This is a genomic window from Planomonospora corallina (genome assembly GCF_042650625.1).
GTDB lineage: Bacteria > Actinomycetota > Actinomycetes > Streptosporangiales > Streptosporangiaceae > Planomonospora_B > Planomonospora_B corallina.
In genome coordinates, this window is record NZ_JBHSBM010000005.1 from 1 (window position 1) to 25,293 (window position 25,293).

At 74.0% G+C, this 25,293-nt stretch carries 20 protein-coding genes and 4 tRNA genes; 14 read left to right on the plus strand and 10 right to left on the minus strand.

Going from position 1 to position 25,293, the window contains the following annotated elements; translation table 11 throughout:
• Nucleotides 1-654 precede the first annotated feature (654 nt).
• Nucleotides 655-726, minus strand: a tRNA-Val gene (locus ACFOWE_RS00675).
• Nucleotides 727-1,205: 479 nt separating this feature from the next.
• Between ACFOWE_RS00675 and ACFOWE_RS00680 the strand changes: the two genes are divergently transcribed.
• The gene (locus ACFOWE_RS00680; protein ID WP_377284756.1) at nucleotides 1,206-1,622 is read left to right on the plus strand and encodes an SsgA family sporulation/cell division regulator; all 417 of its coding nucleotides are present in this window, start codon (nucleotides 1,206-1,208) and stop codon (nucleotides 1,620-1,622) included.
• Nucleotides 1,623-1,643: 21 nt separating this feature from the next.
• Here the strand turns inward: ACFOWE_RS00680 and ACFOWE_RS00685 are convergent, their stop codons facing one another.
• Nucleotides 1,644-2,291, minus strand: coding sequence for a DUF305 domain-containing protein (locus ACFOWE_RS00685; RefSeq protein WP_377284757.1), 648 nt, complete (start codon nucleotides 2,289-2,291; stop codon nucleotides 1,644-1,646).
• Nucleotides 2,292-2,332: 41 nt separating this feature from the next.
• Between ACFOWE_RS00685 and ACFOWE_RS00690 the strand changes: the two genes are divergently transcribed.
• The 3 genes from ACFOWE_RS00690 to ACFOWE_RS00700 all read left to right on the plus strand — a co-directional run bounded on the left by ACFOWE_RS00690 (nucleotide 2,333) and on the right by ACFOWE_RS00700 (nucleotide 6,002).
• On the plus strand, nucleotides 2,333-3,721 hold the full coding sequence (locus tag ACFOWE_RS00690) for an LVIVD repeat-containing protein (RefSeq protein WP_377284758.1): 1,389 nt from the start codon (nucleotides 2,333-2,335) through the stop codon (nucleotides 3,719-3,721).
• Nucleotides 3,722-4,023: 302 nt separating this feature from the next.
• Complete coding sequence (locus ACFOWE_RS00695) at nucleotides 4,024-4,731, plus strand: hypothetical protein (protein WP_377284759.1); 708 nt, start codon at nucleotides 4,024-4,026, stop codon at nucleotides 4,729-4,731.
• A complete protein-coding gene (locus tag ACFOWE_RS00700) occupies nucleotides 4,728-6,002 on the plus strand; it encodes a S8 family serine peptidase (protein WP_377284760.1) in 1,275 nt (424 codons plus the stop codon). The genes ACFOWE_RS00695 and ACFOWE_RS00700 overlap by 4 nt, the downstream gene beginning before the upstream one ends.
• Here the strand turns inward: ACFOWE_RS00700 and ACFOWE_RS00705 are convergent.
• Genes ACFOWE_RS00705 through ACFOWE_RS00715 form a run of 3 tightly spaced genes read right to left on the minus strand, consistent with a single transcriptional unit; the run spans nucleotide 5,944 to nucleotide 8,762 of the window.
• On the minus strand, nucleotides 5,944-6,774 hold the full coding sequence (locus tag ACFOWE_RS00705; protein WP_377284761.1) for an aminotransferase class IV: 831 nt from the start codon (nucleotides 6,772-6,774) through the stop codon (nucleotides 5,944-5,946). The two genes, ACFOWE_RS00700 and ACFOWE_RS00705, sit on opposite strands and share 59 nt — an antisense overlap.
• Before the next feature lie 13 nt (nucleotides 6,775-6,787).
• A complete protein-coding gene (locus tag ACFOWE_RS00710; protein ID WP_377284762.1) occupies nucleotides 6,788-7,783 on the minus strand; it encodes a chorismate-binding protein in 996 nt (331 codons plus the stop codon).
• A gap of 4 nt (nucleotides 7,784-7,787) precedes the next feature.
• Nucleotides 7,788-8,762: a LysR family transcriptional regulator gene (locus ACFOWE_RS00715; protein WP_377284763.1), complete on the minus strand. Its 975-nt coding sequence runs from the start codon at nucleotides 8,760-8,762 to the stop codon at nucleotides 7,788-7,790.
• 59 nt (nucleotides 8,763-8,821) lie between these two features.
• Between ACFOWE_RS00715 and ACFOWE_RS00720 the strand changes: the two genes are divergently transcribed.
• Nucleotides 8,822-10,045: an NAD(P)-binding domain-containing protein gene (locus ACFOWE_RS00720; protein ID WP_377284764.1), complete on the plus strand. Its 1,224-nt coding sequence runs from the start codon at nucleotides 8,822-8,824 to the stop codon at nucleotides 10,043-10,045.
• A gap of 185 nt (nucleotides 10,046-10,230) precedes the next feature.
• Here ACFOWE_RS00720 and hutH read toward each other — a convergent pair whose 3' ends face one another.
• Nucleotides 10,231-11,778, minus strand: a complete 1,548-nt coding sequence (gene hutH, locus ACFOWE_RS00725; protein ID WP_377284765.1) for a histidine ammonia-lyase — start codon at nucleotides 11,776-11,778, stop codon at nucleotides 10,231-10,233.
• 155 nt (nucleotides 11,779-11,933) lie between these two features.
• Between hutH and ACFOWE_RS00730 the strand changes: the two genes are divergently transcribed.
• The 5 genes from ACFOWE_RS00730 to ACFOWE_RS00750 all read left to right on the plus strand — a co-directional run bounded on the left by ACFOWE_RS00730 (nucleotide 11,934) and on the right by ACFOWE_RS00750 (nucleotide 16,088).
• Nucleotides 11,934-12,005, plus strand: a tRNA-Gly gene (locus ACFOWE_RS00730).
• 26 nt (nucleotides 12,006-12,031) lie between these two features.
• Nucleotides 12,032-12,102 (plus strand) — tRNA-Cys (locus ACFOWE_RS00735).
• 16 nt (nucleotides 12,103-12,118) lie between these two features.
• A tRNA-Val gene (locus ACFOWE_RS00740) sits at nucleotides 12,119-12,193 on the plus strand.
• 120 nt (nucleotides 12,194-12,313) lie between these two features.
• On the plus strand, nucleotides 12,314-13,792 hold the full coding sequence (locus ACFOWE_RS00745) for a GGDEF domain-containing protein (protein WP_377284766.1): 1,479 nt from the start codon (nucleotides 12,314-12,316) through the stop codon (nucleotides 13,790-13,792).
• A gap of 436 nt (nucleotides 13,793-14,228) precedes the next feature.
• Nucleotides 14,229-16,088 (plus strand): tetratricopeptide repeat protein, encoded by a 1,860-nt coding sequence (locus ACFOWE_RS00750; RefSeq protein WP_377284767.1) that lies wholly within the window; start codon nucleotides 14,229-14,231, stop codon nucleotides 16,086-16,088.
• Between the two features lie 28 nt (nucleotides 16,089-16,116).
• On the opposite strand, the gene ACFOWE_RS00755 is transcribed toward ACFOWE_RS00750, so the two are convergent.
• Genes ACFOWE_RS00755 through ACFOWE_RS00765 form a run of 3 tightly spaced genes read right to left on the minus strand, consistent with a single transcriptional unit; the run spans nucleotide 16,117 to nucleotide 19,183 of the window.
• Complete coding sequence (locus tag ACFOWE_RS00755; protein ID WP_377284768.1) at nucleotides 16,117-17,289, minus strand: phosphotransferase enzyme family protein; 1,173 nt, start codon at nucleotides 17,287-17,289, stop codon at nucleotides 16,117-16,119.
• Entirely contained in the window at nucleotides 17,286-17,945 is a 660-nt protein-coding gene (locus ACFOWE_RS00760) for a response regulator (RefSeq protein WP_377284769.1), read from the minus strand. The genes ACFOWE_RS00755 and ACFOWE_RS00760 overlap by 4 nt, the downstream gene beginning before the upstream one ends.
• A complete protein-coding gene (locus ACFOWE_RS00765) occupies nucleotides 17,936-19,183 on the minus strand; it encodes a sensor histidine kinase (protein WP_377284770.1) in 1,248 nt (415 codons plus the stop codon). The genes ACFOWE_RS00760 and ACFOWE_RS00765 overlap by 10 nt, the downstream gene beginning before the upstream one ends.
• A gap of 185 nt (nucleotides 19,184-19,368) precedes the next feature.
• Between ACFOWE_RS00765 and ACFOWE_RS00770 the strand changes: the two genes are divergently transcribed.
• Together ACFOWE_RS00770 and ACFOWE_RS00775 are read left to right on the plus strand one after the other, a co-directional pair.
• Nucleotides 19,369-20,676 carry an acyltransferase gene (locus ACFOWE_RS00770; RefSeq protein WP_377284771.1) on the plus strand — a complete coding sequence of 436 codons (1,308 nt, stop codon included), beginning with the start codon at nucleotides 19,369-19,371 and terminating at the stop codon, nucleotides 20,674-20,676.
• A 96-nt stretch (nucleotides 20,677-20,772) separates the two neighbouring features.
• A complete protein-coding gene (locus ACFOWE_RS00775; protein ID WP_377284772.1) occupies nucleotides 20,773-23,277 on the plus strand; it encodes a DEAD/DEAH box helicase in 2,505 nt (834 codons plus the stop codon).
• A gap of 4 nt (nucleotides 23,278-23,281) precedes the next feature.
• On the opposite strand, the gene ACFOWE_RS00780 is transcribed toward ACFOWE_RS00775, so the two are convergent.
• Entirely contained in the window at nucleotides 23,282-23,734 is a 453-nt protein-coding gene (locus tag ACFOWE_RS00780; RefSeq protein WP_377284773.1) for a DUF2000 family protein, read from the minus strand.
• A 51-nt stretch (nucleotides 23,735-23,785) separates the two neighbouring features.
• Here ACFOWE_RS00780 and ACFOWE_RS00785 point away from each other — a divergent pair, with 51 nt between their 5' ends.
• Together ACFOWE_RS00785 and ACFOWE_RS00790 are read left to right on the plus strand one after the other, a co-directional pair.
• Complete coding sequence (locus tag ACFOWE_RS00785; RefSeq protein WP_377284774.1) at nucleotides 23,786-24,703, plus strand: helix-turn-helix transcriptional regulator; 918 nt, start codon at nucleotides 23,786-23,788, stop codon at nucleotides 24,701-24,703.
• Nucleotides 24,704-24,734: 31 nt separating this feature from the next.
• The gene (locus tag ACFOWE_RS00790; RefSeq protein WP_377284775.1) at nucleotides 24,735-25,250 is read left to right on the plus strand and encodes a DUF2087 domain-containing protein; all 516 of its coding nucleotides are present in this window, start codon (nucleotides 24,735-24,737) and stop codon (nucleotides 25,248-25,250) included.
• Nucleotides 25,251-25,293: the final 43 nt, after the last annotated feature.

Below are 25,293 nucleotides of genomic sequence, written 5' to 3' on the forward strand. Positions count from 1 at the left end.
CCCGTCACGGTGCGGAAGAGCGAGAGCACCGGGCCGTGGAACCGGTCGAACGTCATCGGATCACCTCTGGTCCGTAACCGCCGTCCGGCGCCTTCCCGCGCCCGGACGGTCCTTCTCCTTTTCTTTTTCCCGGCCGTTTCCGGAGCCGTTCCCGGGGCGGCCGGACCGCCGTCACGGGCCCGCCGTCGCCCCACAGACTCCGGTCCGGCGCTCCCCCGTGTCAATCACTCAAAGCACCGCCTCCCGGCGGAGAGCCCTGCTGTGACCTGGGGTTACACGTGTTCACCAGCCGTTTCCTCTGGACAAAGGAGACGGTTTTCGCAATTCACGACCGCATATCCGATGAAAGTTTCCCGCCCCTTCCCCGGAGCCCGGGGTGAAAAATTCCGGCAAGCCCGTGCCCGTGGCGGCCAAAGGCCGGCCGGCGCCGGATCGCACGCCGGTCCCGTCGCCGGGGAGACCCCGTGTCCCCGGCGGCGCGGACCGGTGCCGCTCCGCCCGCTCGGGCGGGGTCGCCCTCCGGGAGCGGCGGTGCCCGCGGGAGAGAAGGAGGGTCCGCGGAGGGGGAGGGCGGAGGAAGGAAGGTGTCCCGGTCAACGCAAAGGCCCGGTGGTCGTTGCCAACCACCGGGCCTTCACCTGCGTCTTACCTGTGTGGGCGATACTGGGATCGAACCAGTGACCTCTTCGGTGTGAACGAAGCGCTCTCCCGCTGAGCTAATCGCCCGCCCCGTCCGGCTCCTCGCGGTGCCGACGTGGAAAACCATACAGCAATCCGGGACCACTGGCGAAACGACATGGACGGGACATGATCTTGAGGACGGCGGCAGGCGCCCGGGGGGCCCGGGGACCGGCGGGGGACGAAGGTCCGAAGATGGGGCCCACTGGGGGGCTACGGTGTCATAGCATCGTCCTGATCCGCAGAAGTACCGTACGACCCGAGCTAGCCCCCTTCGCCCAGCGCACCCCTCACGGGGAGCCGAGTGTGATGGAAACGATGCGCAAAACCCTTGGAAATATGACGCCGTTGATGACGTTTGGCCAGCTAGGTACCAGAATGTCGCACTGTGATGTGCGTTACAGAAGGGCCTGGAGGCGGAATCTTTCCTACGGGTTCCTTCGTTCCGCGTCATAGCCATGGACGAAGCCCGCCAGAGCAGTGACAGCCCCGCAGAGGGGACCGACGACGAAAAGGTTTGGCTGACGATGAACAGCACCACCGTCTCTGCCGAGCTGGGCCTTCGGCTTGTGGTCCCCGACCGTAGCACCGTCCCGCTGCTCGCCGGACTCAGCTACACGGCCGACGATCCGTACGCGATCCGGATGGCCTTCCACGTGGGGAACGACGAGCCGGTCGAGTGGATCTTCGCCCGCGAGCTGCTGACCGTCGGCATCGTGCGGCGGGTCGGCGACGGCGACGTCCAGGTGTGGCCGGCCCGCGCCGACGGGGAGCGCACCCTGCACATCAGCCTCACCTCGCCGTTCGGGCAAGCCCTGTTCGAGGTGCCGCTGGCTCCGCTCACCGAGTTCCTGCACCGGACCTACGAGCTGGTCGCCGCCGGCCGCGAGACCGACTTCATGGACCTCGACGCCGAGCTGAGCAACATGCTCTGGAGCTCCTGACCCCCAGAAAGCCCCCGTCCCCTACAGTTCCTCCAGCATCTCCCGCATGCGGGAGATCTCGACGCCCTGCCCGGAGACGACGTCTCCGGCCATGGCGGTCATGGTCCGGTCGGCGCCGGCCCCCAGCTGCCCGGTGGCCATCTCCAGCGCCGCCTCGTGGTGACGGATCATCAGGGTCAGGAAGAGCTCGTCGAAGGCGCGGCCCCGGGCGGTCCTGAGCCGGTTCATCTCCTCCTCGGTGACCGGATGCCCGTCGCCGTGGATCCCGTGTGCCCCGGAAGTCCGGCCGACCGACTCCAGCCACGACCTCATGGCCTCGATCTCCGGCCGCTGCGCCGCGGCGATCCGCTCGGCGAGCGTGCGCACCTTCCGCGACGACGACCGCTCCGGGACCAGCGCCGCCATCTCCAGCGCCTGGCGGTGGTGCGGGATCATGCCCTCGGCGAACCGCACGTCGGCCGCGGTGACCCGCGCCTCCGACTCCCCGAGCCGCTCCCCCGGCGCCGCCGTACGGCCGGCGTCTCCGGGGCCGCCCGGCACGATGACCGGCGCGCCGGTCCCTGCCACCAGCGGCGACGACGTTCCCGCCTCGGACGCGGAACAGCCCGCCGTGACCGCCGCCGTCGCGATCACGGCGAGGACGAGACTCGCCCGGCACATAATCCCCATACCATCCATAATGCGTAAACATCCAAATCGATGGGGGCACTGTGCGATCAACCGTGGCGTTCGCGCTGGCGGCGATGCTTGTTCTGGGGGGCTGCGGCGCGGACCCCGAGCCACCGGGCCCGGGTACGGCCTCCTCGCCCGCGGCGAGCGCCCCCGCGGCGTCCGCTCCCGCGGCGAGCGGCTCCGGCGACGCGCTGCACAGCGCCAACGTCACCCACGTCGCCAACGTGCCGCCGCAGGCGCCCCTGGACGGTCCTCAGGCGTGGGGCACCGACCTGGCCTTCCAGGGCGAGCACGTGTTCGTCGGCAACTACGAGGGCTTCACCGTCTTCGACATCTCCGACCCGGCCAAGCCGGCGGTGGTCAGCCGGGTGCTCTGCCCCGGTGAGCAGAACGACGTCTCGGTGAGCGGGAACCTGCTCTTCCTCTCCGTGGACACCCCGCGCGGCGGCCCCGGATGCGACGCCGGGGAGAGCCGCGGGGAGGGAAGTCAGGAGTGGGAGGGCATCCGCATCTTCGACGTCTCCGACAAGGCCCACCCGAAGTTCGTCTCGGCGGTCGCCACCGCCTGCGGCTCGCACACCCACACCCTCGTGCCGGGCAAGACCGCGGACACGCTCTACCTCTACGTCTCCTCCCCCGGCCCCGAGGGCACCGCCACCTGCCCCGGGCCGCACAACATCTTCTCGATCGTCGAGGTCCCGGTCGGGAACCCGCAGGCGGCGAAGGTCGTCGCCACGCCGGTGATCGCCGAGGAGGGCGCGCAGACGGAGATCGGCGGCTGCCACGACATCACGGCCTACCCGGCCAAGGACCTCGCCGCCGCCGCCTGCTTCGGTGACGGCATCCTGCTGGACATCGCCGACCCGGTGAAGCCCAGGGTGCTCCAGCACGTGAGCGACGAGGAGAACTTCTCCATCTGGCACTCGGCCACCTTCAACAACGACGCCACCAAGATCGTCTTCGGTGACGAGCTGGGCGGCGGCGTGGCCGCCACCTGCGACCGGAACACCCCCCGGACCAAGGGCGCCAGCGCCGTCTACGACCTCGGCGCGGACCGCACCCTCACCCGGCGCGGCTACTTCAAGATCCCTCGCGAGCAGCAGATGGACGAGAACTGCGTCGCCCACAACGGCGGGCTGATCCCGGTCCCCGGCAAGGACATCATGGTCCAGGCGTGGTACCAGGGCGGGGTGTCGATCTGGGACTTCACCGACGCGGCGAACCCGCGGGAGATCGGCTTCTTCGAGCGCGGCCCGGTCAGCGGCGTGGGCGGCTCCTGGTCGGCCTACTACTACAACGGCCACATCTACTCCAGCGACATCACCCGGGGCCTGGACGTGCTCCGCATCGACGACCCGCTCACCGACCCGGCGAAGACGGCCGCGCCGCTGAAGGAGCTCAACCCGCAGAGCCAGACGTCCTACTGAATCTTCATGAATAGCGACCGGGGACCATTCTTCCAACATGGGGGAATGGTCCCTTTGGCTCGCTCTACGCCCGGTATGGTGACGTCCGTCTTGTCCGATCATGACGCCGTCGCAGGAGATCGATGCCCCAGGGCCCGCACCCTCAGCCCGGATATCCGCCTCCTGGACGTTCTCCTGCCGGATCCGCTCCGCCTCCCCCGTACGAGGCTCCGCCTCCCCTGTACGGCGCTCCGCCCTCCTGGTCCCCTCCGCCGCCTCCCCCGGCTCCGCCGTCCGGCGGGGCCCGGACCGGGCGACGGGCCGTGAGCGTCCTGCTGGCCGCCGTCGGGGTGCTGCTGCTCCTCGCCGGCGGAGGGGTCGCCCTGCACGGGGTGCGCAACAGCAGGCAGGAGATCAGGAACGACGCCTACTGGGCGAACCTGTGGCGCAACGTCCCCGCCGAGAAGATCTTCCCTGAGCGGATCTCGATGAGGCGCGACGCCCCCGACGCCCAGTGGGTGCGGCTCGGCATCGCCCCGCAGACCTCCTGCGCGGCCGGGCTGACCGGGCGGACCGCCGAGCGCGCCGAGGCGGCCGGCTGCCAGGGCGTGGTCCGGGCGACCTACGCGGACCCGGCCGGGGACATGGTCGCCACCGTGGCGGTGATCGGCCTGCCCGGCAGAACCGCCGAGGACGAGATCGGCGAGTATCTGCGCCGGCAGGCGGATGAGGACCGGCCCGACCTGGCCGTGCGGAGCCATCCGGTCCCCGGGACGGTGGCCGCCCGGTGGCGGGACGATCGGCGCAACGCCGCCACCGGGGTCGGGGTGTTCACGTCGTACATCCACCACGTCGTCGCCGTGACCACCGGGGCGGCCGACGGCCGGCTCGCCACCCGCATCCCGGCGCCGTGGCGCTCGGAGCGCGGGCTGCACGTGGAGCGCAGGCCCTGGGCGAGTGCCGCGGGCGACCTGGCCATGATGTTCGCCACGCACCTGGACGGACTCCCGGACGAGAAGAAGGCCCGATGAGAAGGACCGCCCGGGGAAGGACCCCGGTGCGCACGAGGGCGGCGGGCGAGGGCCCGGGCGCGGGGAGCGGCCCGGCGAGAAGGGCGGCGGCCGTCCTGGCCGTCCTGACCTCCCTGGCCGTACTGCTGGGAGCCTCCCCCGCGCACGCGACCGACCCCGCCCGGGCGGGGTGGGAGGCGACGGCCATGCGGCTGCGGCAGGCGCACCAGCTCTCCCGGGGCGCGGGCGTGACGGTGGCGGTCCTGGACACCGGGGTGGCCGCCGGGCACCCGGCCCTGCGCGGGAAGGTCACCGAGGGCCCCGCCTTCGTGCGGAGCACGCTGCCCGAGGGCAGCGAGCACCGGGGCCGGCACGGCACGGCCATGGCCCACGCCGTCCTCATCGCCGCGCCGGAGGCGGAGGTCCTCTCCCTCCAGGTGATCCTGGAGGGAGAGGATCCCGCGGAGAAGGACCCGGTCAAGCCCGGCCCGAACGGGCTGGCTCCGCTCGCCGAGGGCATCCGCCACGCGGTCGACCACGGGGCGAAGGTGATCTCCATGTCGCTGGGCAGCGATCCGTCGGCGGCGCGCGGTTACTCCTCCGACGAGGCCGAGGCGGTCGCGTACGCCGTCAACCGGGGGGTGACGGTGGTCGCCTCGGCGGGCAACGAGGGAGGGAAGGGCTCCTCCAACGCGACCTCGTTCCCGGCGGGCTACCCGGGGGTGATCTCCGTCGCCGCGGTCGGCCGGGACGGCCGCCGGGCGGAGTTCTCCAGCGTCAAGGCGGTCAACACCGTCGCGGCGCCGGGGGTCGGGATCGTCAGCGCCCGCAGCACCGGCGGCTACGAGGCCGTCAGCGGCACCTCGCCGGCCGCGGCGCTGGCCGCGGGGGTGGCCGCCCTCCTGCTGTCCCGCAACCCCGGGCTGACCCCCGGCCAGGTCCGGGCCGTCCTGACCCGTACGGCCCGGCATCCGGCGGGCGGCTGGAACGCCGAGGTCGGCTACGGGATGATCGACGCGGCGCGGGCCGTGACCGCCGCCGGGTCCCCGCGGACGGCACCCGTCGCCCCGCGCCCGCACGAGGGGAAGGAGCACCTCGCCGCGCCGGACGGGTCAGCACCGACCACCCGCCCCGAGCTGGATCCCTGGTATCTCGCCGTCGGCGGGGGCGTGGGCGGCGCGGGCCTGCTGATCCTGTCCGGCGCGGTGCTGCTGTGGCGGAGCGGGCGGCCCGTCACGGGTCGAGGTCGTCCGCGGCGCGCTCGGCGAAGACCCGCATCACCTTCGTGGTGATCGGGCCGGGGGCGGCCGGGAGCACGGTCCCGTCGACCGCGCGGATCGGCTGGACGTCGCGGGTGGTCGAGGTCAGGAACGCCTCCTCGGCCTCGTAGAGCGCCTCCAGCGGGACGTCCTCCTCCTCGCCCCCGCACCACTGGAGGGTGAGCGCGCGGGTGACGCCGGCCAGGCAGCCGGAGTCGAGCGTGGGCGTGATCAGGCGGCCGTCGCGCACGATGAAGACGTTGCTCCCGGTGCCCTCGCAGAGGTTCCCGGCCGTGTTCGCGAAGATCGCCTCGCCGCCGCCCCGGGTCCTGGCGTGCAGGAGCGCCCGGGCGTTCTCGGCGTACGAGGTGCTCTTCACCCCGGCCAGCGCGCCGCGCTCGTTGCGCGGCCACGGCACCACGACGACGTCGGCGGTGGCGGGGAACGGCTTCTGCTCGGCGACGATGACCACGGTGGTGAGGCCGTGGCCGCCGCGGTCGGAGCCGAGAGGGCCCGGCCCGCTGGTGCAGGTGATGCGGATCCGGCCGAGCGGCCAGGCGGGCGCGGCGGCCAGGCAGGCCCGCACCCCTTCGGTGATGGCGTCCGTGTCCGGCTCGGGGAGCTCCATCCGCCGTGCCGACAGACGCAGCCGCTCGAGGTGGCGGGTGAGGGCGAAGGGGGCGCCGCCGACGCACTTGACGGTCTCGAAGACGCCGTCGCCCACGATGAGGCCGTGGTCGAAGACGGAGACCGCGGCCTGCGCCGGGTCGGTCAGTTCCCCGTTGACCCACACGGGAACGTTCATCGGGATATCTCCTTCAAGGGGTGGAGGCGAGGGCGATGAGCCGGGACGCCTTCAACTCGGTCTCGTGCCATTCACGCCGTGGATCGCTCCCCCAGGTGATGCCCGCGCCCGTGCCGAAGCGGATGACGCCGGACGAGAGCCAGAACGTGCGGATTCCGACGGCCAGCGACGCCCGGTGCCGGTCGGCGTCGACCCAGCCCACGGCACCACAGTACGGCCCGCGCGGCTCGGGTTCGAGTTCGTCGATGATCCGCAGGGCGGAGGACTTCGGCGCGCCGGTCACCGAGCCCGGGGGGAACGTCGCGGCGAACAGCTCGGGCCAGCCGGCCTCCGGCGCCAGCCGGGCCCGGACGGTGGAGACCAGGTGCACCAGCCCGGGGTGCTGCTCCACCTCGCACAGCGCCGGGACCGTCACCGAGCCCACGGCGGCGACCCGGCCCAGGTCGTTGCGGACCAGATCGACGATCATCACGTTCTCGGCGTGGTCCTTCTCCAGCAGGTCGGCCGCGGTGGCCCCGGTCCCCTTGATCGGCCTGGACTCGATCACGTCGCCGTCCCTGGACAGGTAGAGCTCCGGCGAGGCCGAGATCACGGCGCGCTCCGGCAGGCTCACCACGGCGGCGTAGGGGGCGGGGTTGCCCTCCGCCAGTCGGAGCGCGAGGGCCGCGGGATCCTGGTCCGGCGGGAGCGGCGCGGCGAGCACCCGGCAGAGGTTGGCCTGGTAGACCTCGCCGCGCTCGATGTGCCCGCGGATGCGGCGCACGCCCTCCTCGTAGGCCGCCCGCTCCAGCGAGCTGCGCCACTGCGACGGGTGCGGGCCGCGCCAGGGCCGGCGGGGCGCCGGCAGCGGCGCGGGCCGGACGTCGGCGAACCGGGCGCAGGTGACCTTGCCCTCGTAGTCGACCACGACGGCCCACCAGCCCTCGCCGTCCAGCGCGGACAGGTCGGTCGTGACGTCGAGGAGGCGGGTGGCCAGCAGGCCGCCGACGTGGGCGAACGAGTCGTGCACCCCCCTATTGTCCCGCCGCGCGGCGCGCGGACCGCACCGCCTGCCGCCGTGCCTCCTCCCGGAGCAGGCGGGCCAGCGCCCGGGCGGCGGGCGGCGCGGTCCGCGGCAGCGCCGCGTAGACGGTCCGGTGCGGCGCGAAGGCGCCGAGGGAGCGGACCGCCAGGCCCTCCGGCACGGCGGGCACCGCGAGGGCCGGTACCAGCGTGACGCCGAGCCCGGCCGCGACGAACCCGTACTTGCCCGTCCACTCGCTGATCCGGATGCTCGCCCGCGGGGTGAACCCGGCCCGGGCGCAGGCGTCGGCCAGCATGGTGCGCCCGCCCGGCGGGGGCGCCTCGATCCAGGTCTCCTCGCGCAGGTCGCGCAGGTCGACGGGGTCGCCGGGGGCGCCCTCCGCCAGCGGGTGGTCTCGGGGCAGCGCGACGAACAGCTCGTCAGCGGTCAGCTCGGTGAACTCGGCCCCACCGCCGCCCTCACCGCCACGATCGCCTCCGCCGTACGGGAGCCCTGACGGGTAGTCGCTGACCACGGCGAGATCCAGGCCCCCCTCGCGCATCCGGCGCAGCAGCCCCCCGCTGGGCCCCTCGACCGGGGTGAGCTCGACCTCGGGGAACTCCTGCCGGAAGGCGCGCAGGGCGGCGGGGACCAGCGCGACGTTGGCGGTGGCGAACGCGCCGACGCGGACCCGCCCGCGGTAGCCGCCGTGGATGCCCGCGAGGTCGTCGCGGGCCCGGGCCAGGCGGTTGAGGACGGCGCGGGCGTGCTCCCAGAGCAGTTCCCCGGCGGGCGTCGGCCGTACGCCGCGGGGCAGCCGTTCGAACAGCGGGCCGCCGGCCTGCTGCTCCAGAGAGGCGATGCGCCGGGAGACGGCGGACTGGGTGTAGTTCAGCTCGGCGGCCGCGGCGGTGAACGACCCGGTCCGGGCGACGGCGTCCAGCAGGCGCAGGGCGTCGGTCTCGAACACATTCCTCCTCTGCATGGGCCCTATGAAAAGTAGTCGCTGGTGGAATGCCGTGCCACTGCCTAGCGTCGGGGGACGTGATCGCTTTTCTCGGACTGGGGCGCATGGGCGCCCCGATGGCCCGGCGGCTCGTGGCGGCCGGGCACAAGGTGACGGTGTGGAACCGCACCCCGCGCGCGGTGGAGGGCACCGTGACGGCCGCCTCCCCCGCCGAGGCGGTGGCGGACGCCGGTCTCGTCGTCACGGTGCTGCGCGACCCGGCGGCGGTGGAGCGGGTGCTCGCGGAGGCGGCGCCCGGGCTGCGGGAGGGGGCCGTGGTCGTGGAGATGTCCACGATCGGCCCCGAGGCGGTGGCCCGCCTGCGCGGCCTGCTGCCCGCGGGGGTGGGGCTGGTGGACGCCCCGGTGCTGGGCAGCGTGGAGCCCGCCCGGGACGGCACGCTGACGGTCCTGGCCGGCGGGACTCCGGAGGACCTGGAGCGCTGCCGCCGGGTGCTCGGCGTGTTCGGCACCGTGCGGGAGGCGGGCGGGCCCGGTGCGGGGGCGGCGCTGAAGCTGGCCGTGATGAGCGCGCTGGTCCCCGCGCAGGTGCTGCTCGCCGAGGCCCTGGCGTACGGCGAGGCGCTCGGCGTGGAGGCGGGGACGCTGCTGGAGGTACTGGGCGGCACCCCGCTCGGCGCGCTGGCCGGGCGGGTCCGCCCGGCGATCGGGGATCGCCTCGCCGAACGCCGCTACGGTCTGGACCTGGCCGCCAAGGACCTGGAGCTGGCCGCGCACCCGGTCCAGACGCTCGCCGCGGCGGCGAGGGGGCGGCTGGAGGGCGCGGTCTCCGCCGGGCTGGGTGGCGAGGACCTGACGGCCGTCTTCCGGCACGTCGCGGAGACCGGCCGGTCGCACACCCCCGGGGCCGGGGTCCGCAGGCTCAACCCCGCCTCGGTCCCGGCGACCAACGGGCTCTACTCCCACGCCACCCTCGCGGGGAACCTGCTGTCCGTCTCCGGGCAGGTGGCGCTGGACGCCGACGGGAACGTGGTCGGCGAGGGCGACATGACACGCCAGGCGGAGCACGTCATGGAGTCGCTGGCGCGCATCCTCGCCGACCAGGGCTGCACCTTCGACGACGTGACCCACATCCGGACGTTCGTCACCGACATGTCGCTGCTGCCGGAGTACGGGGCCGTCCGGCGGCGCTTCATCACCGGTGAGCCGCCGGCCAGCACGACCGTGGAGGTCGCACGGCTCTTCCGGCCGGGGCTGCTGATCGAGGCGGAGGTGACGGCGGTCGTCCCCGGCGCCCCGTGAACCCCTCCCCGGGGCCCGGGGCGGCCCGGCGGCCGCTCCGGCGCCCGCGGGCACCGGATGACGGGCACCGGATCCCGGCCACCGGACGACGGGCACCGGACGACGGGCACCGGACGACGGGCACCGGACGACGGGCACCGGACGACGGGCACCCGCCCCGCCGCCGGGCCCCGTTGCCCGGCGCCTCAGGCCAGCGGGCCGGTGACCGCCTCCGCGGCGGCCACGAGCGTGCCGTCCCCGACCATCCGGACCACCGTCTCGATCTCCGGCGCGAGGAAGCGGTCCGCGCCGGGGCCGGAGACCTCCTCGCGCAGCGCCGCCACCACGGCCCCGGTCGCGGGGGCGGGCCGGTGCGGCGCCCGCAGCTCGAGCGCGCGGGCCGCGGTGAGGATCTCCACGGCCAGCACCCGGGTCAGCCCGTCCACCGCGCGGCGCAGCTTGCGCCCGGCCGACCAGCCCATGGAGACGTGGTCCTCCTGCATGGCGGAGCTCGGGATGGAGTCCACGCTGGCGGGCACGGCCAGGCGCTTGAGCTCGGAGACGATCGCGGCCTGGGTGTACTGCGCGATCATGTGGCCGGAGTCCACCCCGGGGTCGTCGGCGAGGAAGGCGGGCAGGCCGTGGTTGCGGGCCACGTCGAGCATGCGGTCGGTGCGCCGTTCGGAGATGCTCGCCAGGTCGGCGACCGCGACGGCCAGGAAGTCCAGCACGTAGCCGACGGGGGCGCCGTGGAAGTTGCCGTTGGACTCCACCCGGCCGTCGGCCAGGACCACCGGGTTGTCGACGGCGGAGGCGAGCTCGCGCGTGGCGACCGAGGCGGCGTGCGCCAGGGTGTCCCGGCCGGCCCCGGCGACCTGGGGGGCGCAGCGCAGCGAGTAGGCGTCCTGGACGCGGGTGCAGGTGCCGTCCCGATGGCTGGCCATGATGCCGGAGCCGGCCAGCAGCGCGCGCAGGTTGGCCGCGCTGGCGGCCTGGCCCGGGTGCGGGCGCAGGGCCTGCAGGTCGGCGGCGAAGACCCGGTCGGTGCCGAGCAGCGCCTCCACGCTCATGGCGGCGCCGATGTCGGCGGTCGTGAACAGCCGCGCCAGGTCGTCCAGGGCCAGGACCAGCATGCCCAGCATGCCGTCGGTGCCGTTGATGAGCGCCAGGCCCTCCTTGGCGGCCAGCTCGACCGGCTCGATGCCCGCCTGCTTGAGCGCCTCGGCCGCGTCGAGGAGTTTCCCGGCGGCGTCGCGGACCACGCCCTCCCCCATGATCGTCAGGGCGACGTGGGAGAGCGGGGCGAGGTCGCCGGAGCAGCCCAGGCTGCCGTACTCGTGCACGACCGGGGTGATGCGCGCGTTGAGAAGGGCCTCGAGCACCTTCGCGGTCCTCGGGCGCACACCGGTGTGGCCGGTGGCCAGGGTGTGCAGGCGCAGCAGCATCAGCGCACGCGTCACCTCGGTCTCCACCTCCGGCCCGGAGCCGGCGGCGTGCGAGCGGACCAGGGAGCGCTGGAGCCTCGCGCGCAGCGAGGGCTCGATGTGCCGGGTGGCCAGCGCCCCGAAGCCGGTCGAGACCCCGTAGGCGGGGACGGGGCTCTCGGCGAGCTCGTCGACCCGGGTGCGGGCCGCGGCCATGGCGGCCACGGCGTCGTCGGTGAGCCGTACGGCGGAGCCATGCCTGGCCACGGCGACGACCTCGCCGAAGGTGAGCGGCTCGGGCCCGATGTTCACGACCACGTTGTCGCGCATGCTGTCACTCTCTCGCATTCGATGTAACCGGTGCTACCCATGCTAGGCCCTTACATTCTCCCGCCGGACGGCTCCGGCGGGGCGATCCGGTTTGGGGAGTCGCCGCCTATTCGCTAAAGTTCTCTCCGTGGCACCGGGTTCTCCCGGGAACACACGCGGAAGTGGCTCAGGGGTAGAGCATCACCTTGCCAAGGTGAGGGTCGCGGGTTCGAATCCCGTCTTCCGCTCGAGGCAGGCCCCTCGGGGCTCACTCGGTGGAGTGGCCGAGAGGCGAGGCAACGGCCTGCAAAGCCGTGTACACGGGTTCAAATCCCGTCTCCACCTCCGGTCTTCCCGACCCGGACGATTAGCTCAGCGGGAGAGCGCTTCCCTGACACGGAAGAGGTCACAGGTTCAATCCCTGTATCGTCCACCACACCTCAGGGTCCCCGTCCTCCGCGGCCGGGGACCTGTTCTTTTCCCGGCCCGTCCTCCCGGTTCCGCGCCCGGCCCGGCTTTCTCCTCAGTTCCGCGCCCGGCCCGCCGACAGAACGGCGTGGACGGCTCCCGGATCTGGCGCTTCTACCTCCTCGGCGGCATGCTCGCCGTGGGGGGCTACGTGCTGCTGCCGTACGGGATCGCCCGCGACGCGTTCTACGCCTCGATCGGGCTGGCCGGGGTGGCGGCCTCGCTCGCGGCGGCCGCCCGCCTGCGCGGCGCGGTCGGCCTGTCCTGGGCGCTGATGGGCCTCGGCCTGCTCGGCGCCTCCACCGGCGACCTCATGTGGCTCTACTACGACCACATCGCCGGGGTGGACCCCTTCCCCTCCCCCGCCGACTTCGCCTACCTGATGCAGTACCCGTTCGTCACGGCGGCCCTGCTGCTGCTCGCCCGGCACCGGCGGGCGCCCGGCGCGCGCGGGGCCCTGCTGGACAGCGCCATCGTCACGGTCGGCCTCGTCCTGCCCTACTGGGTGCTCCTGATCGAGCCGAACATCGGCGGCCACGACTCCACCTCCACCCAGGTGGTGGCCCTGGCGTACCCGCTCGCCGACGTGGTGCTGCTCGCCGGCCTCGTCCGGCTTCTGGCCGTCGGGGGCCTGCGGACCCCGTCCTTCCAGCTGATCACCCTGGCCATGCTCTCCCTGCTCGCCGGTGACGTGGTCTTCATCTCCCTGATCCCCGGCGTGGGGGAGGAGGTCTCCGGGCTGCCGATCTGGGACGCGCCCTTCCTGCTGTCCTACGTGGTGTGGGGGGCGGCGGCGCTGCACCCCTCGGCGGGCGACCTGCTGCGCGCCTCGCCGGACGGCGCGCCCGTCTTCACCACCCGGCGGCTGTTCATGCTGACGGTCGTCGTCCTGCTGGCCCCCGGAACGCTGGCCGCCCAGCTGCTGGCCGGCTTCCCGCTGAGCGCCTGGCCCGTGACCATCACCTCCGCCCTGCTCTTCGTGCTGGTGGTGGCGCGTATGGGAGACCTCCTGCACCGCCTGCAGGAGCAGGCCCGCATGCTGGACGAGGTGGCCCGCACCGACACGCTCACCGGCCTGCCCAACCGCCGCACCCTGGACGCCCAGCTGGCCCGCGAGTACGAGAGCGCGGAGCGGGACGGCACACCGCTCAGCCTGGCCATCCTGGACCTCGACCACTTCAAGCAGTTCAACGACACCCGGGGCCACCAGGCCGGCGACCTGCTGCTGGCGGGCGCCGCCACCGCGTGGAGCCTGACGCTGGGCGGGCGCGACATGCTGGCCCGCTACGGCGGCGAGGAGTTCGTGCTCGTCATGCCCGGACGCGGCCCCGACGGGGCCGAGCGGCTGCTGGCCATGCTGCGCGCCGCCACGCCGGAGGGCCAGACCTTCTCGGCGGGCCTGGCGCTCTGGGACGGCCGCGAGCGCCCGTCCGACCTGCTGCACCGCGCCGACCTCGCCCTCTACGCGGCCAAGGGGGCGGGGCGCGACCGGGTGGTGCGGGCGGCCCCGCCGGTCCCGCCGACCGGCTCCTGCACGGACTCCTCTCCCTCCGTCAGGACCCAGTAGCCCGCGCCCCGCGCCGCCCGGGAGCCGCTCTCCCGGCCGGCTCCCGGAATGCTTCCCGGGTTCGGACGTCACCCCGGATCGGATCGGTGCACGGGCTCAGGCCGGAGCCGCCGCGACGTGCGGTGACGGCCTCGTCGCATGAGACATATGACGTCACCTGTCCAGCGTTTGTCCGCATCCGGCCATTCTTATAATCGATCTTGTCAATCAGGGCGAATAATGCGAATACTTTCGATTTGTTCTTAATGGCGAGGAAGGTTCGTGATGAAGAAGGTCATCGTTCACAAGCCCGGTACGGTCGCGCTCAACGGGGCCGCCAGTCCCAAGCACGTCGGCTGATCCGGAGAGCGCCGGAAACACCGGGACACTGAACCGGTAACGCAGAACCGGCGTCCAGCCATGGGCGCCGGTCTCACGACGGACCACGAGGAGAACGGTGAGCCGGGGACCCCTCTCCCCAGGAGAAGCCGCCAACGCCCCCCTTCCGCCCCTGCTCCTGCCGCCGGTCGACGCCGACCGGCGACTGCGCGGGCCGTACACGGCCACGGGCGCGGTCGTCGCGGCCGTGCTCCCCGACGCCCCGCCGGAGCTGGTCGCCCGCTACGACATCGAACTGCGCACCGTCGCCCCCGACCTGCGCGACCGGATCCCCGAGCGACGCCGGTCCCGGGCCGACGGCCTGCCCCGGGCGGAGCGGATCCTGGTCCACGCGCCGCGACGGACGCTGCGCATCGCCAACGGCGTCGCCGAGTTCCTCCGCGGGCACCTGGAGCGCACCGGGCCCCGCAGGCTCGTCGTCACCGGCCTGGCGGAGGCCGACCCCACCGACCGCGAGGTGCTGGCGGTGCTGCGCCGCCGTATCCCGCCGGAGCTGCTCGCCGTCCAGACCCGCGAGCAGGCCGTACCGCTGCCGGAGCTCGACCCCGGCGAGCACGACAAGCGCGCCGGCGAGCTGGAGCGGCAGGGCACGGTCGGCGCGCGCCTGGCCGCCGTCCACCACCGCGAGCACGGCACCGACCCGCGCCGGGCGGTGGAGGCGCTCCGCTTCGCCGTCGAGTGGTGCCTGGACGCCGGCTGCCACGACGCGGTCGCGGAGCTGGGCGCGCGCGGCCTGGCGCTGACCGACCCCGCGGCCGAGCCGGAGGTCTGGTGGCGCTTCCTGCACAGCACCGCCACCGCGCTCGGCTCGCTGCGCCGCGAGGAGGAGGCCGCGGCCCTGTTCGACCTGGCCCGGCGGGAAAGCGTCTCCCCCGTCACGCACGCCGCGGCCGCCTACGCCACCGGCATGCTGAAGGTCCGCCACCACGACGCGGCCCGGCGCGACCTGGACGCGGCGCTGGCCTGGGTGAACGAGGCGATCGCCATCTCGACGCTGCTGCCGGACCCGCGCGAGCGGGCGTTCAAGCTGGGCTTCGACCTCAACGCCCGGGCCCTGGTCGAGGTGCGGCGCGGCCGCCCCGAGACGGCCCTGGAGCTGGTCCAGCAGGCCATCGACCTGGCCGACGAGGGGCTGGGACCGGACGAGCACCCGATCCACCGGCTGGTGCTGCGGGCCAACCGGGCGCAGCTGGCCGTCATGCTGGGCCGGCCGGAGGCGGCACTGGAGGACCTGGACGCGGTGATCGCCGCCGACCCGGGCTATCCCGACTACTACATCGACCGGGGCAACCTGCTGCACCGGCTCGGCCGGCCGGACGACGCGGTGGCCGACTACGAGACGGCCATGCGGGTCGGCCCGCCCTTCCCCGAGCCCTACTACAACCGGGCCGAGATCCGCTTCTCCACCGGCGACCACGAGGGCGCGCTCGCCGATCTGGACCACGCCCTGGAGCTGGACCCGGAGTTCGTCGACGCGCTGGCCAACCGGGCCGGCCTGCTGGCCGCGCTCGGCGAGTACGGCCGCGCGCGGGCGGACGCCGAGGCGGGGCTCGCGCTGGATCCGGACAACCCGTACCTGCTGTGCGCGCTGGGCCAGGTGGAGATGGCCGAGGGCCGGAGCGCGGCGGCGCGGGCCGCCTTCGACCGGGCCCTGGAACGTTCTCCCGGCCTGACGGCGGCCTGGGCCAGCCGGGGCGCGCTGGCCTTCGAGACCGGCGACCCCGAGGGCGCGGTCGCCGACTTCACCCGGGCCCTGGAGCCGGGCGCGGACCCGGCGCTGCTGTTCAACCGGGCACTGGCGCTGCGCGCGGCGGGCCGGGCGGACGAGGCCGCCGCCGACCTGGCCCGGGCGCTGGAGCTGGCCCCGGGCGACGAGGACGTCAGGCGCGAGCTGGAGGCGCTCCGCGGGCAGGGGTGAGACCCGACCCGCCGGGGCACCCGCCCGCTCAGCGGAACGCGGGCAGGGCGCCCGTCAGATAGCGCTCGGCCAGCTCGCAGGCGCCCCGGGTGTAGCCGGCGCCCAGCTCGGCGGCGATGTCCACGCCGCCGTGGCTGCCGATCCAGGCGACCAGCAGCAGCCGGCGCAGCAGGACGAACGTCCAGATCTCGGCCTCGTCCCCGCCCGCCAGGACGCCGGCGCTCCGGTAGCCCCGCAACCAGGCCTCGATCATCTCGGGGACCCGGGGGTCGTGCTCGATGAAGCTCAGCGCCGCGGCCAGGTCGTACAGGTACCAGCCGAAACCGCAGTCGTCGAAGTCGATCACGCTGGGCGGGCCGTCCCCGGTCACCAGCAGGTTGGCCAGGCGCAGGTCGGCGTGGATCAGGCCGTAGCGCCCGGTGTCCCGGCCGAACCGGCGCAGCCGCCCGCGCAGTTCCCCGTCCAGCCGCGCCAGCACGGCCAGCGCCTCGGCGTCCATGCCCGGCCCGTCCTGCCAGCGCCCCCACCGGGACTCCGCGCCCAGCATGGCGTCGTAATCCCAGTGGAAGCGGGTGAACCCCGCCGGGCGGCGCCAGGAGCGCGCGTGCCGGTGCATGCGCGCGGTGACCTCGCCGAGCCGTTCGAAGCCCTCGACGAGGCGGTCCTGCGGCGGTTCGCTCCCGGGCAGGAACTCGAAGAGCACGCAGTGCCGGGTCCGCGCCCGCGGAAGGGCCCCGGGAGCGGCCTGGGGACCGGCCTCGGGGACGGGCTCGGGGACGGCCAGCACGCGGGAGCCGTCCGGCGCGGGGATCACCGCGGGGGTCCGCACCCCGGCCTGCGCGCGCAGCGCCTCCAGCCAGGCCAGCTCGGAGCCGATCGCGGCGGCGGAGTGGTAACCGAGCCGGTGCACCCGGAGCACCGCCCGCAGGCCGGTCTCCGGGTCGTCCACCCGGAAGGTGGCGTTCTCCGAGACGTTGATCAGGGTGACCTCGGCGGCGGGCAGGCCGTGCAGCCGCGCCGCCTCGCGGGCGGTCTCCTCCACCCGGGCCAGCACGCCGCCGCCGGCGGACAGGTCGTGGGTGCGCGTCGTCCCTCCCCCGCCCGGTCCGGCGCCTTCCCCCTCCGGTCCGGCGCGCCCGGCCGGCCGTACGGCGCCGCCCTGCCCCGCGTATCCGGCCGGCTCCCGGACCCCGGCGCTCACCCCTGCCCCGAGGCGCGCAGGTAGGCCAGGACCGCCAGCACCCGGCGGTGCTGGTCGCCGTCCTCGACGTGCAGGCCGAGCTTGGCGAAGATGTTGCGGACGTGCTTCTCCACCGCGCCGTCGCTGACCACGAGCCGGCGGCCGATGGCGGGGTTGGAGCGGCCCTCCGCCATCAGGGAGAGCACCTCCCGCTCCCGCGGAGTGAGGGAGGCCAGCGGGTCGTCGCGGCGGCGCCGCACCATCAGCTGGGCCACCACCTGCGGGTCGAAGACGGTGCCGCCGGCCGCGACCGAGCGCAGGCCGCCCATGAAGTCGTCGACGTCCACGACCCGGTCCTTGAGCAGGTAGCCCACCGCGCCGCGCGCGTCGGCGAGCAGGTCGTCGGCGTAGGAGACCTCCACGTACTGCGACAGGATCAGCACCGGGGCGCCCGGCACCCGCCGCCGCGCCTCGACCGCCGCCCGCAGCCCCTCGTCGGTGAAGCCCGGCGGCATCCGGACGTCCACCACGGAGACGTCCGGCCGCAGCTCGGCGACGGCCTCCACCAGCGCGCCGCCGTCCCCGACCGCCGCCACCACCTCGCAGCCGAACTCCTCGAGCAGCCTGACCAGGCCCTCTCTGATCAGCACTGCGTCGTCGGCCACGACTACCCGCACGGCACCTCCGCCACGATCACCGTCGGCCCGCCAGGCGGGGAGTCCACCGTCAGCTCGCCGTCCACCGCCCGCAGGCGGTCGGCGAGGCCGGACAGGCCGTGTCCCTTGGCGACGTGCGCGCCGCCGACCCCATCATCCCCGATCGTGAGCATCAGGACATCTCCGGTACGGCTCAGCGTGACCGTGCAGACGGTCGCGTGGCTGTGCTTGGCGACGTTGGTCAGCGTCTCGGCCACCACGAAGTAGACGGTGTTCTCCACCGCGGCGGGGAAGCGCTGCTCGACCTGCACGTCCAGATCGACCGGGACGGTGCAGCGGCCGGCGAGCGCGGCCAGCGCCGGGGCCAGGCCGCGGTCGCTGAGGATCGGCGGGGCGATGCCGCGCGAGAGCGCGCGCAGCTCGTCGAGGGTCTCCCGGGTCGCGGTGATGGCCTGCGTGATCGTCCGGTCGGCAGCCTGCGGGTCCTGCCTGAGCTGGCGCTGGGCCCGGGACAGGTCCATGGCCAGGGAGACCAGGCGCTGCTGCGGCCCGTCGTGGATGTCGCGCTCCAGCTTGCGCAGCGCGTTGGCCTCGGCCGAGACCGCCGCGGCCCGGCCCTCGGCCAGGTCGTCGATGCGCTCCTGCAGCTCGGCGACGCTGGTCAGCATGGCCCGGCCGAACCCCGCCTGGACCAGCGCCGCGCCGCGGACCACCGCCGGCAGCGTGATCGCGAACAGCAGGCCGATCACGGTGTTGAGGACGACCTCCATCACGACGCTGTCCCCGAGCCCGATCAGCTCGGCCAGGCCCGTGTTGCCCGGGATGCTCGCGGTGATCCACCCGTAGATGGGGGCGGTCAGCCCGGCGATGGTCCCGGCCCACCAGGTCGCCGTGACGCAGAACGTCACCAGGGCGATCGGGAGGTTCAGGATGCCGTGCAGCAGGTCCAGCCACGACTGCCCGCTGACCAGCGGGTTCACCATCCGGCGGAACCAGCCCGCGCCCTGCGGCGCGGGCCGGTAACGGGGCCGGGCGACCGGGCGGCCGAGCACCTCGGGGAGCATCCGCCGCTCCAGGTCGGCGAAGCCCCGGGCGGCCATCAGCGTCGCCGCCAGGATCGGCACCCCGACCCAGACGACCACCGTCCCGACACCGGCCGAGAACCCGGCGACCATCAGGGAGAAGGCGATCACGGAGAGCGGGAGGCCGAGGAGGAGGTAGCGGGTGTCGGTGCCGATGCGGCGCAGGAGGGATCTCATGGTGGCAACGCTACGAGCCTCCGCCCGCCGCATCGACCCGGCGGGCAGGCACCTTCGGGGTAGGGCAGGCCCTACCCTCCCCGGTGGGGTGATCTCACGCGAAGAGGGCGGTCTCCGTCACTGCGCCGCCGGGGGCCGGCGCGAAAGCCTCGGAGCACCACCCCCGCGAGGAAGCGAGACCCCCGATGGCCGCCGTCCTGACCCGCCCCGGGCCCGCGCTCCCGCAGGCCGCACCGCCCCCGGCCCCGCCGCGCCGGCCGGATGGCCGCGACCTGTTCATCGACGTCCTGCGGCTGGCCGGCATCGCGCTGGTGGTGCTCCAGCACTGGAGCATGCCGGTGCTCTCCTTCGCCGGTGACCGGATCACCACCGGGAACGCGCTGGCGTCCGGGAGCGCGTGGGTCGTCACGTGGATCAGCCAGGTGATGCCGCTGGTGTTCTTCGCCGGGGGCGCCGCCAACGCGATCAGCCACCGCGGCGCGGTCCGGCGCGGCCTCGCCGGTCCCGCCTGGCTCGCGGCGCGGCTGCGCCGCCTGGTCTGGCCGGTGCTGCCGCTGGCCGCGGTCTGGCTCCCCCTGCCCCACCTGCTGCTCGCGCTGGGCCTTCCCGGGCAGCCGGTGGCGGTGGCCTCCCGCCTGGCGGGCCAGCTGCTCTGGTTCCTGGCGATCTATCTCGTGGCGGTGGCGGCGACGCCGCTGATGCTCCGGCTCGGCGCGGCGTACGGCGCGCGGATGCCCGCGGCGCTGGCGGCGGGGGCCGTCGCGGTGGACACGGCCCGCTTCGCCTTCGGCCTGGAGGCCGCCGGATGGGCCAACATCGGCCTGGTCTGGCTCGCGGTGCACCAGCTCGGCCTCCTCTACGCCGACGGCCGCCTGCGCCGCCCGCGGACCGCGTGGACCATGGCCGCGGCGGGCTACGGCCTGGCGGCCGTGCTGGTGGCCCTCGGCCCCTACCCGGGCAGCATGATCGGCCTGCCGGGTGCGGCGGTGTCGAACATGGCGCCTCCCACGGTGGCGCTGCTCGCGGTGGGAGCGGGGCAGATCGGGCTGGCACTGGCGCTGCGCCGGCAGATCACCGCGCTCGCCGCGTGGCCGGCGGTGGCGCGGCTGCTCGGCTGGGCCGGCCCGCGCATGATGACGGTCTACCTGTGGCACATGGCCGCGCTGTTCGCGGTCACCGCGGTGGTCGTGGTGGGGCTGGGCGTCCCCACCCCGGAGCCGGGCGGTCAGGCATGGCTGTCCGGGTGGCCGCACTGGCTGGCCGCGCTCGCCCTGGTCATGTGGGCGCTGCTGCGGGTCTTCGCCCGGTTCGAGGAGCCGCCTGCAGCCGCGCCGTACCGGGGCGGGGCGGTCCGGGTCGCGGTGGCGGCCGCGCTCGCCGGGGCGGGGCTGCTCACCTTGACGGTCTCCGGTTTCGCCCCGGGCCCGGCTCCCGCGCTCGGCTCCGCCGCGCTCCTGGCGGGCCTGCTGCTGACCCGCTCGCGCCGCCCGTAGGCCCCCCGGCGGGGCCCTCCGGCGGGGCCGTCCGACGGGGAACGGCCGGCGGAACGCGGCCCCCTGTGGTTCGACAAGTCCCGGTTGTTCGGCAGGATGGGAACCGTGAGCCTCGTAGACCGCCTGCCCGAAGAGATCGACGCCGACCCCGATGCCATCTTCGACGCCTTCGTCGAGTGGAACACCGAGCGGGGGCTCACCCTCTATCCGGCGCAGGAGGAGGCGCTGATCGAGGTCGTCTCCGGCAACAACCTGATCCTGGCCACCCCGACGGGCTCCGGCAAGAGCCTGGTCGCGGCGGGCGCGCACTTCACCGCGCTCACCCGGGACGTGCGGACCTTCTACACCGCGCCGATCAAGGCGCTGGTGTCGGAGAAGTTCTTCGACCTGTGCGAGCTGTTCGGCACCGAGAACGTCGGCATGATGACCGGCGACGCGAGCGTGAACCCCGGCGCGCCCGTCATCTGCTGCACCGCCGAGATCCTCGCCAACGTCGCGCTGCGCGACGGGGCCAAGGCCGACATCGGCCAGGTCGTGATGGACGAGTTCCACTTCTACGCCGAGCCCGACCGCGGCTGGGCCTGGCAGGTGCCGCTGCTGGAGCTGCCCCAGGTGCAGTTCGTGCTGATGTCGGCGACGCTCGGCGACGTGAGCATGTTCGAGCGCGACCTGACCCGGCGCACCGGCCGGCCGACCTCCGTGGTCAAGCACGCCGAGCGCCCGGTCCCGCTGGTCTACTCCTACCGGATGACGCCGCTCCACGAGACGCTCGAGGAGATGCTCTCCACCAACCAGTACCCGGTCTACGTGGTGCACTTCACCCAGGCCGCCGCCATGGAGCGGGCCCAGGCGCTGATGAGCATCAACATGTGCTCCAAGGCCGAGAAGGAGGCCATCGCCCGGATGATCGGCGGCTTCCGGTTCACCACGAACTTCGGCCGCGCCCTGTCCCGCCTGGTACGGCACGGCATCGGCGTGCACCACGCCGGCATGCTGCCGAAGTACCGCCGCCTGGTGGAGCGCCTGGCCCAGGCGGGCCTGCTGAAGGTCATCTGCGGCACCGACACCCTCGGCGTCGGCGTGAACGTGCCGATCCGCACCGTGCTGTTCACCGCGCTCAGCAAGTACGACGGCAACAAGGTCCGGCGGCTGCGCGCCCGCGAGTTCCACCAGATCGCCGGCCGGGCCGGCCGGGCCGGCTACGACACCATCGGCTACGTCGCCTGCCAGGCGCCCGAGTACGTCATCGAGAACGAGCGGGCGCTGGCCAAGATCGGTGACGACCCGAAGCGGCGGCGCGGCTACGCCCGCAAGAAGCCGCCGGAGGGCTTCGTCGGCTGGAGCGACGAGACGTTCGCCAAGCTCCAGGAGGCCGAGCCCGAGCCGCTGACCTCCCGGTTCAAGGTCACCAACGCCATGCTGCTGGCGGTCATCAACCGGGGCGGCGACTGCTTCGCCGCGATGAAGCACCTGCTGACCGACAACCACGAGGACCGCAAGTGGCAGCGGCGGCACATCAGCCAGGCCATCGCGATCTACCGCTCGCTGCTGGCCGGCGGCGTGGTCGAGCAGCTGCCCGAGCCCGACGAGCAGGGCCGGTGGGCGCGCCTCACCATCGACCTGCAGGAGGACTTCGCGCTCAACCAGGCGCTGTCGACGTTCGCGCTGGCCGCCTTCGAGCTGCTGGACCGGGAGTCCCCCACCTACGCGCTCGACATGGTCTCGATCGTGGAGTCCATCCTCGACGACCCGCGCCAGGTCCTGTCGGCGCAGCTGAAGAAGGCCCGGGGCGAGGCCGTCGCGGAGATGAAGGCCGACGGGATCGAGTACGAGGAGCGCATGGAGCGCCTCGCCGAGATCACCTACCCGATGCCCCTCGCCGACCTGCTGCTCGGCGCCTACGAGACCTACCGGCGCGGCCACCCGTGGGTGGCCGACCACACGGTGAGCCCCAAGAGCGTCGTCCGCGACATGTACGAGCAGGCGATGACCTTCACCGAGTACGTCGCCCACTACGAGCTGGCCCGCTCCGAGGGCACCGTGCTGCGATACCTCGCCGACGCCTACCGCACGCTGGCGCGGACCATCCCCGAGCACCTGAAGACCGACGACCTGGTCGACCTCATCGAGTGGCTCGGCGAGCTCGTCCGCCAGGTCGACTCCAGTCTGATCGACGAGTGGGAGAAGCTCGCCAACCCGGCGGCGGCGCTGGAGGCGGAGGCGGAGATCGAGGTCAAGCCCCGCCCGGTCACCGGCAACCCGCGCGCCTTCCGCGTGCTGGTCCGCAACGCGATGTTCCGCCTGGTGGAGCTGGTCGCGCTGGAGAAGGAGGAGGAGCTGGCCGAGCTCGCCCCGGACGTGGACTGGCCCGCCGCGCTGGACGCCTACTACGAAGACCACGACGAGGTCGGTACCGGTCCCGACGCCCGCGGCCCCGCCCTGCTCCGCATCGAGGAGGAGAAGGAGCTCTGGCGGGTCCGGCAGGTCATCGCCGACCCGGCGGGCGACGGCGACTGGGGCATCGACGCCCAGGTCGACCTGGCCGCCTCCGACGAGGAGGGCCGCGCGGTGATCCACGTCACCGGCCTCAACCGCCTCTGAGACCTCAGGGGTGCATGCGCGCGCCCTTGAGGATCTTGTCCACCGCGTTCCGCGGCCCGTACACGGCCAGGCCCACCAGGTCGAGTCCCTCCCGGGGCACCGCGCGCACGGCGGCGCGGTTGTCCCGGTCGTTGCCGGTGGCGAACAGGTCGGAGGTGAACACCGACAGGGCGACGTCCCGGCCGGCCGTACGCGCGTGCGCCCGCACCAGCGTCTCCTTGTCCCCCTCGAGGACCAGCACGGGCTGGCGGAACATGGGCAGGTAGGGCGTGCCGTCCGCGTCCTCGTACGGCTCGCCGACCACCTCCGGCCGCGCCGTGCCGAGGCCGCTGACGAGGAACGCCGTCACGTTCAGCCGCTGCCACACCTCCAGGTCCGCGCGGAGCAGGACGGCGATCTTCGTGTCGAAGCGGACGGGTCCGCTCCCGGGCTCCACGGTGACTTCCACGACTTCCATGGCCATGGATTCTGCTGGACCGCCGCGGACGGGGTCTTGTACGTTCTTCGCGTGCCCGCCCGCCCGGACATCTCCGCCTGGCGCCCGCCCGTGCGGGGCGTCGCCGAGGTCTTCCACGCGCGCTTCACCGAGCACGCCTATCCCATGCACACCCACGCGTCGTGGACACTGCTCCTCGTCGACGACGGCGCGGTCCGCTACGACCTCGACCGGCACGAGCACGGCGCCCTGGAGAGCACCGTCACCCTGCTCCCGCCCCATGTGCCGCACAACGGCTGCTCGGCCACCCCGCGGGGCTTCCGCAAACGGGTGCTCTATCTGGACTCCACCCAGCTCGGCGACGACCTCGTCGGCCCGGCGGTGGACGCCCCGGTGCTGGACGACCCTGCGCTGCGCGAGCGGATCCACCTGCTGCACGTCTGCCTGGCACTCCCGGGCGAGGAGCTGGAGGCCGAGAGCCGCCTGGCGTTCGTCACCGAGCGGCTCCGCGACCACCTGCGCGGGCGGGCCGGGACACGGCGGGCCGGCCGCGACCCGGAGCTCGCCGGGCGCCTGCGCGACCTGCTCGACGAGCGCTTCGTCGCGGGCCTCACCCTGCGCCAGGCCGCGGACCTTCTGCACGCCCACCCCACCCACCTGGTCAGGGTGTTCGGCCGGGCCTTCGGCATGGCGCCGCACCAGTACCTGACCGGGCGCCGCGTCGACCTCGCCCGCCGGCTCCTGCTCCAGGGCGTGCCGCCGCACGCCGCCGCGACGGCGGCCGGCTTCCACGACCAGCCCCACCTGACCCGGCACTTCAGACGCGTCCTCGGCACCACCCCGGGCCGCTACGCGCGGTCCGGCCCGGCCGTGGACGGCCGGGCGGTCCCCGGGCGCCGGGAGCCGGGCGCCGCGTACCGGACCGGCGGGCTCCCGCCGTCCGGCGCGGCGGAGAACGCCTTGCGGGACCGGTGGGAACAGTCCCCATAAACGCCTTGCGGGACCGGTGAGAATAGCCCTCATGAGTGATGCGGAGATCAGGCAGGTCCTCGGGCTTCTCTACCAGGACGACACGTTGCGGGTGCTGGCGGCGCTGGCGCTGGAGCGCTCTCCTTCAGAGTCCGGGCTGGACCGCGATCCGATGCTGCTGGCGCTGGACCGGCTGGAGCGCGGCGGGCTGGCCGTACAGGACGGCGAGGGCGCCTGGCGGCTGCGGCGGGAGCGCTTCCGCGAGCTGCTGCACGCCGCCGCCCCGCCGCCCGAGCCCGTCTCGCCGGAGGAGAAGGTGCTGCGCTCCTTCCTGGTGGACGGGCGGCTGCGGGCCATCCCCTCCAAGCGCGACAAGCAGCTCGTCGTGCTCGACTACGTCGCCCAGGTCTTCGAGCCGGGCGTGCGCTACTCGGAGAAGGAGGTCAACGTCGCGCTGCGCGCCTTCCACGACGACTACGCGGCGCTGCGCCGCTATCTGGTGGACGAGGGCATGCTGAGCCGGGAGAACAACGTCTACTGGCGCAGCGGCGGCACCGTCCAGGCGTGAGCACGGCGGCGGGCCGGCGCGGTCGCGCCCGCCGGAGCGGAGC

Bases quoted from the DNA above. Each gene is read 5' to 3' on its own strand.
- ACFOWE_RS00765 (WP_377284770.1), bottom strand. From the start codon at position 19,183: ATGAGATCCCTCCTGCGCCGCATCGGCACCGACACCCGCTACCTCCTC.
- hutH (WP_377284765.1), bottom strand. From the start codon at position 11,778: ATGCGCGACAACGTGGTCGTGAACATCGGGCCCGAGCCGCTCACCTTC.
- ACFOWE_RS00680 (WP_377284756.1), top strand. From the start codon at position 1,206: ATGAACAGCACCACCGTCTCTGCCGAGCTGGGCCTTCGGCTTGTGGTC.
- ACFOWE_RS00780 (WP_377284773.1), bottom strand. From the start codon at position 23,734: ATGGAAGTCGTGGAAGTCACCGTGGAGCCCGGGAGCGGACCCGTCCGC.
- ACFOWE_RS00770 (WP_377284771.1), top strand. From the start codon at position 19,369: ATGGCCGCCGTCCTGACCCGCCCCGGGCCCGCGCTCCCGCAGGCCGCA.
- ACFOWE_RS00685 (WP_377284757.1), bottom strand. From the start codon at position 2,291: ATGGGGATTATGTGCCGGGCGAGTCTCGTCCTCGCCGTGATCGCGACG.
- ACFOWE_RS00705 (WP_377284761.1), bottom strand. From the start codon at position 6,774: ATGAACGTTCCCGTGTGGGTCAACGGGGAACTGACCGACCCGGCGCAG.
- ACFOWE_RS00775 (WP_377284772.1), top strand. From the start codon at position 20,773: ATGGGAACCGTGAGCCTCGTAGACCGCCTGCCCGAAGAGATCGACGCC.
- ACFOWE_RS00715 (WP_377284763.1), bottom strand. From the start codon at position 8,762: ATGCAGAGGAGGAATGTGTTCGAGACCGACGCCCTGCGCCTGCTGGAC.
- ACFOWE_RS00790 (WP_377284775.1), top strand. From the start codon at position 24,735: ATGAGTGATGCGGAGATCAGGCAGGTCCTCGGGCTTCTCTACCAGGAC.
- ACFOWE_RS00700 (WP_377284760.1), top strand. From the start codon at position 4,728: ATGAGAAGGACCGCCCGGGGAAGGACCCCGGTGCGCACGAGGGCGGCG.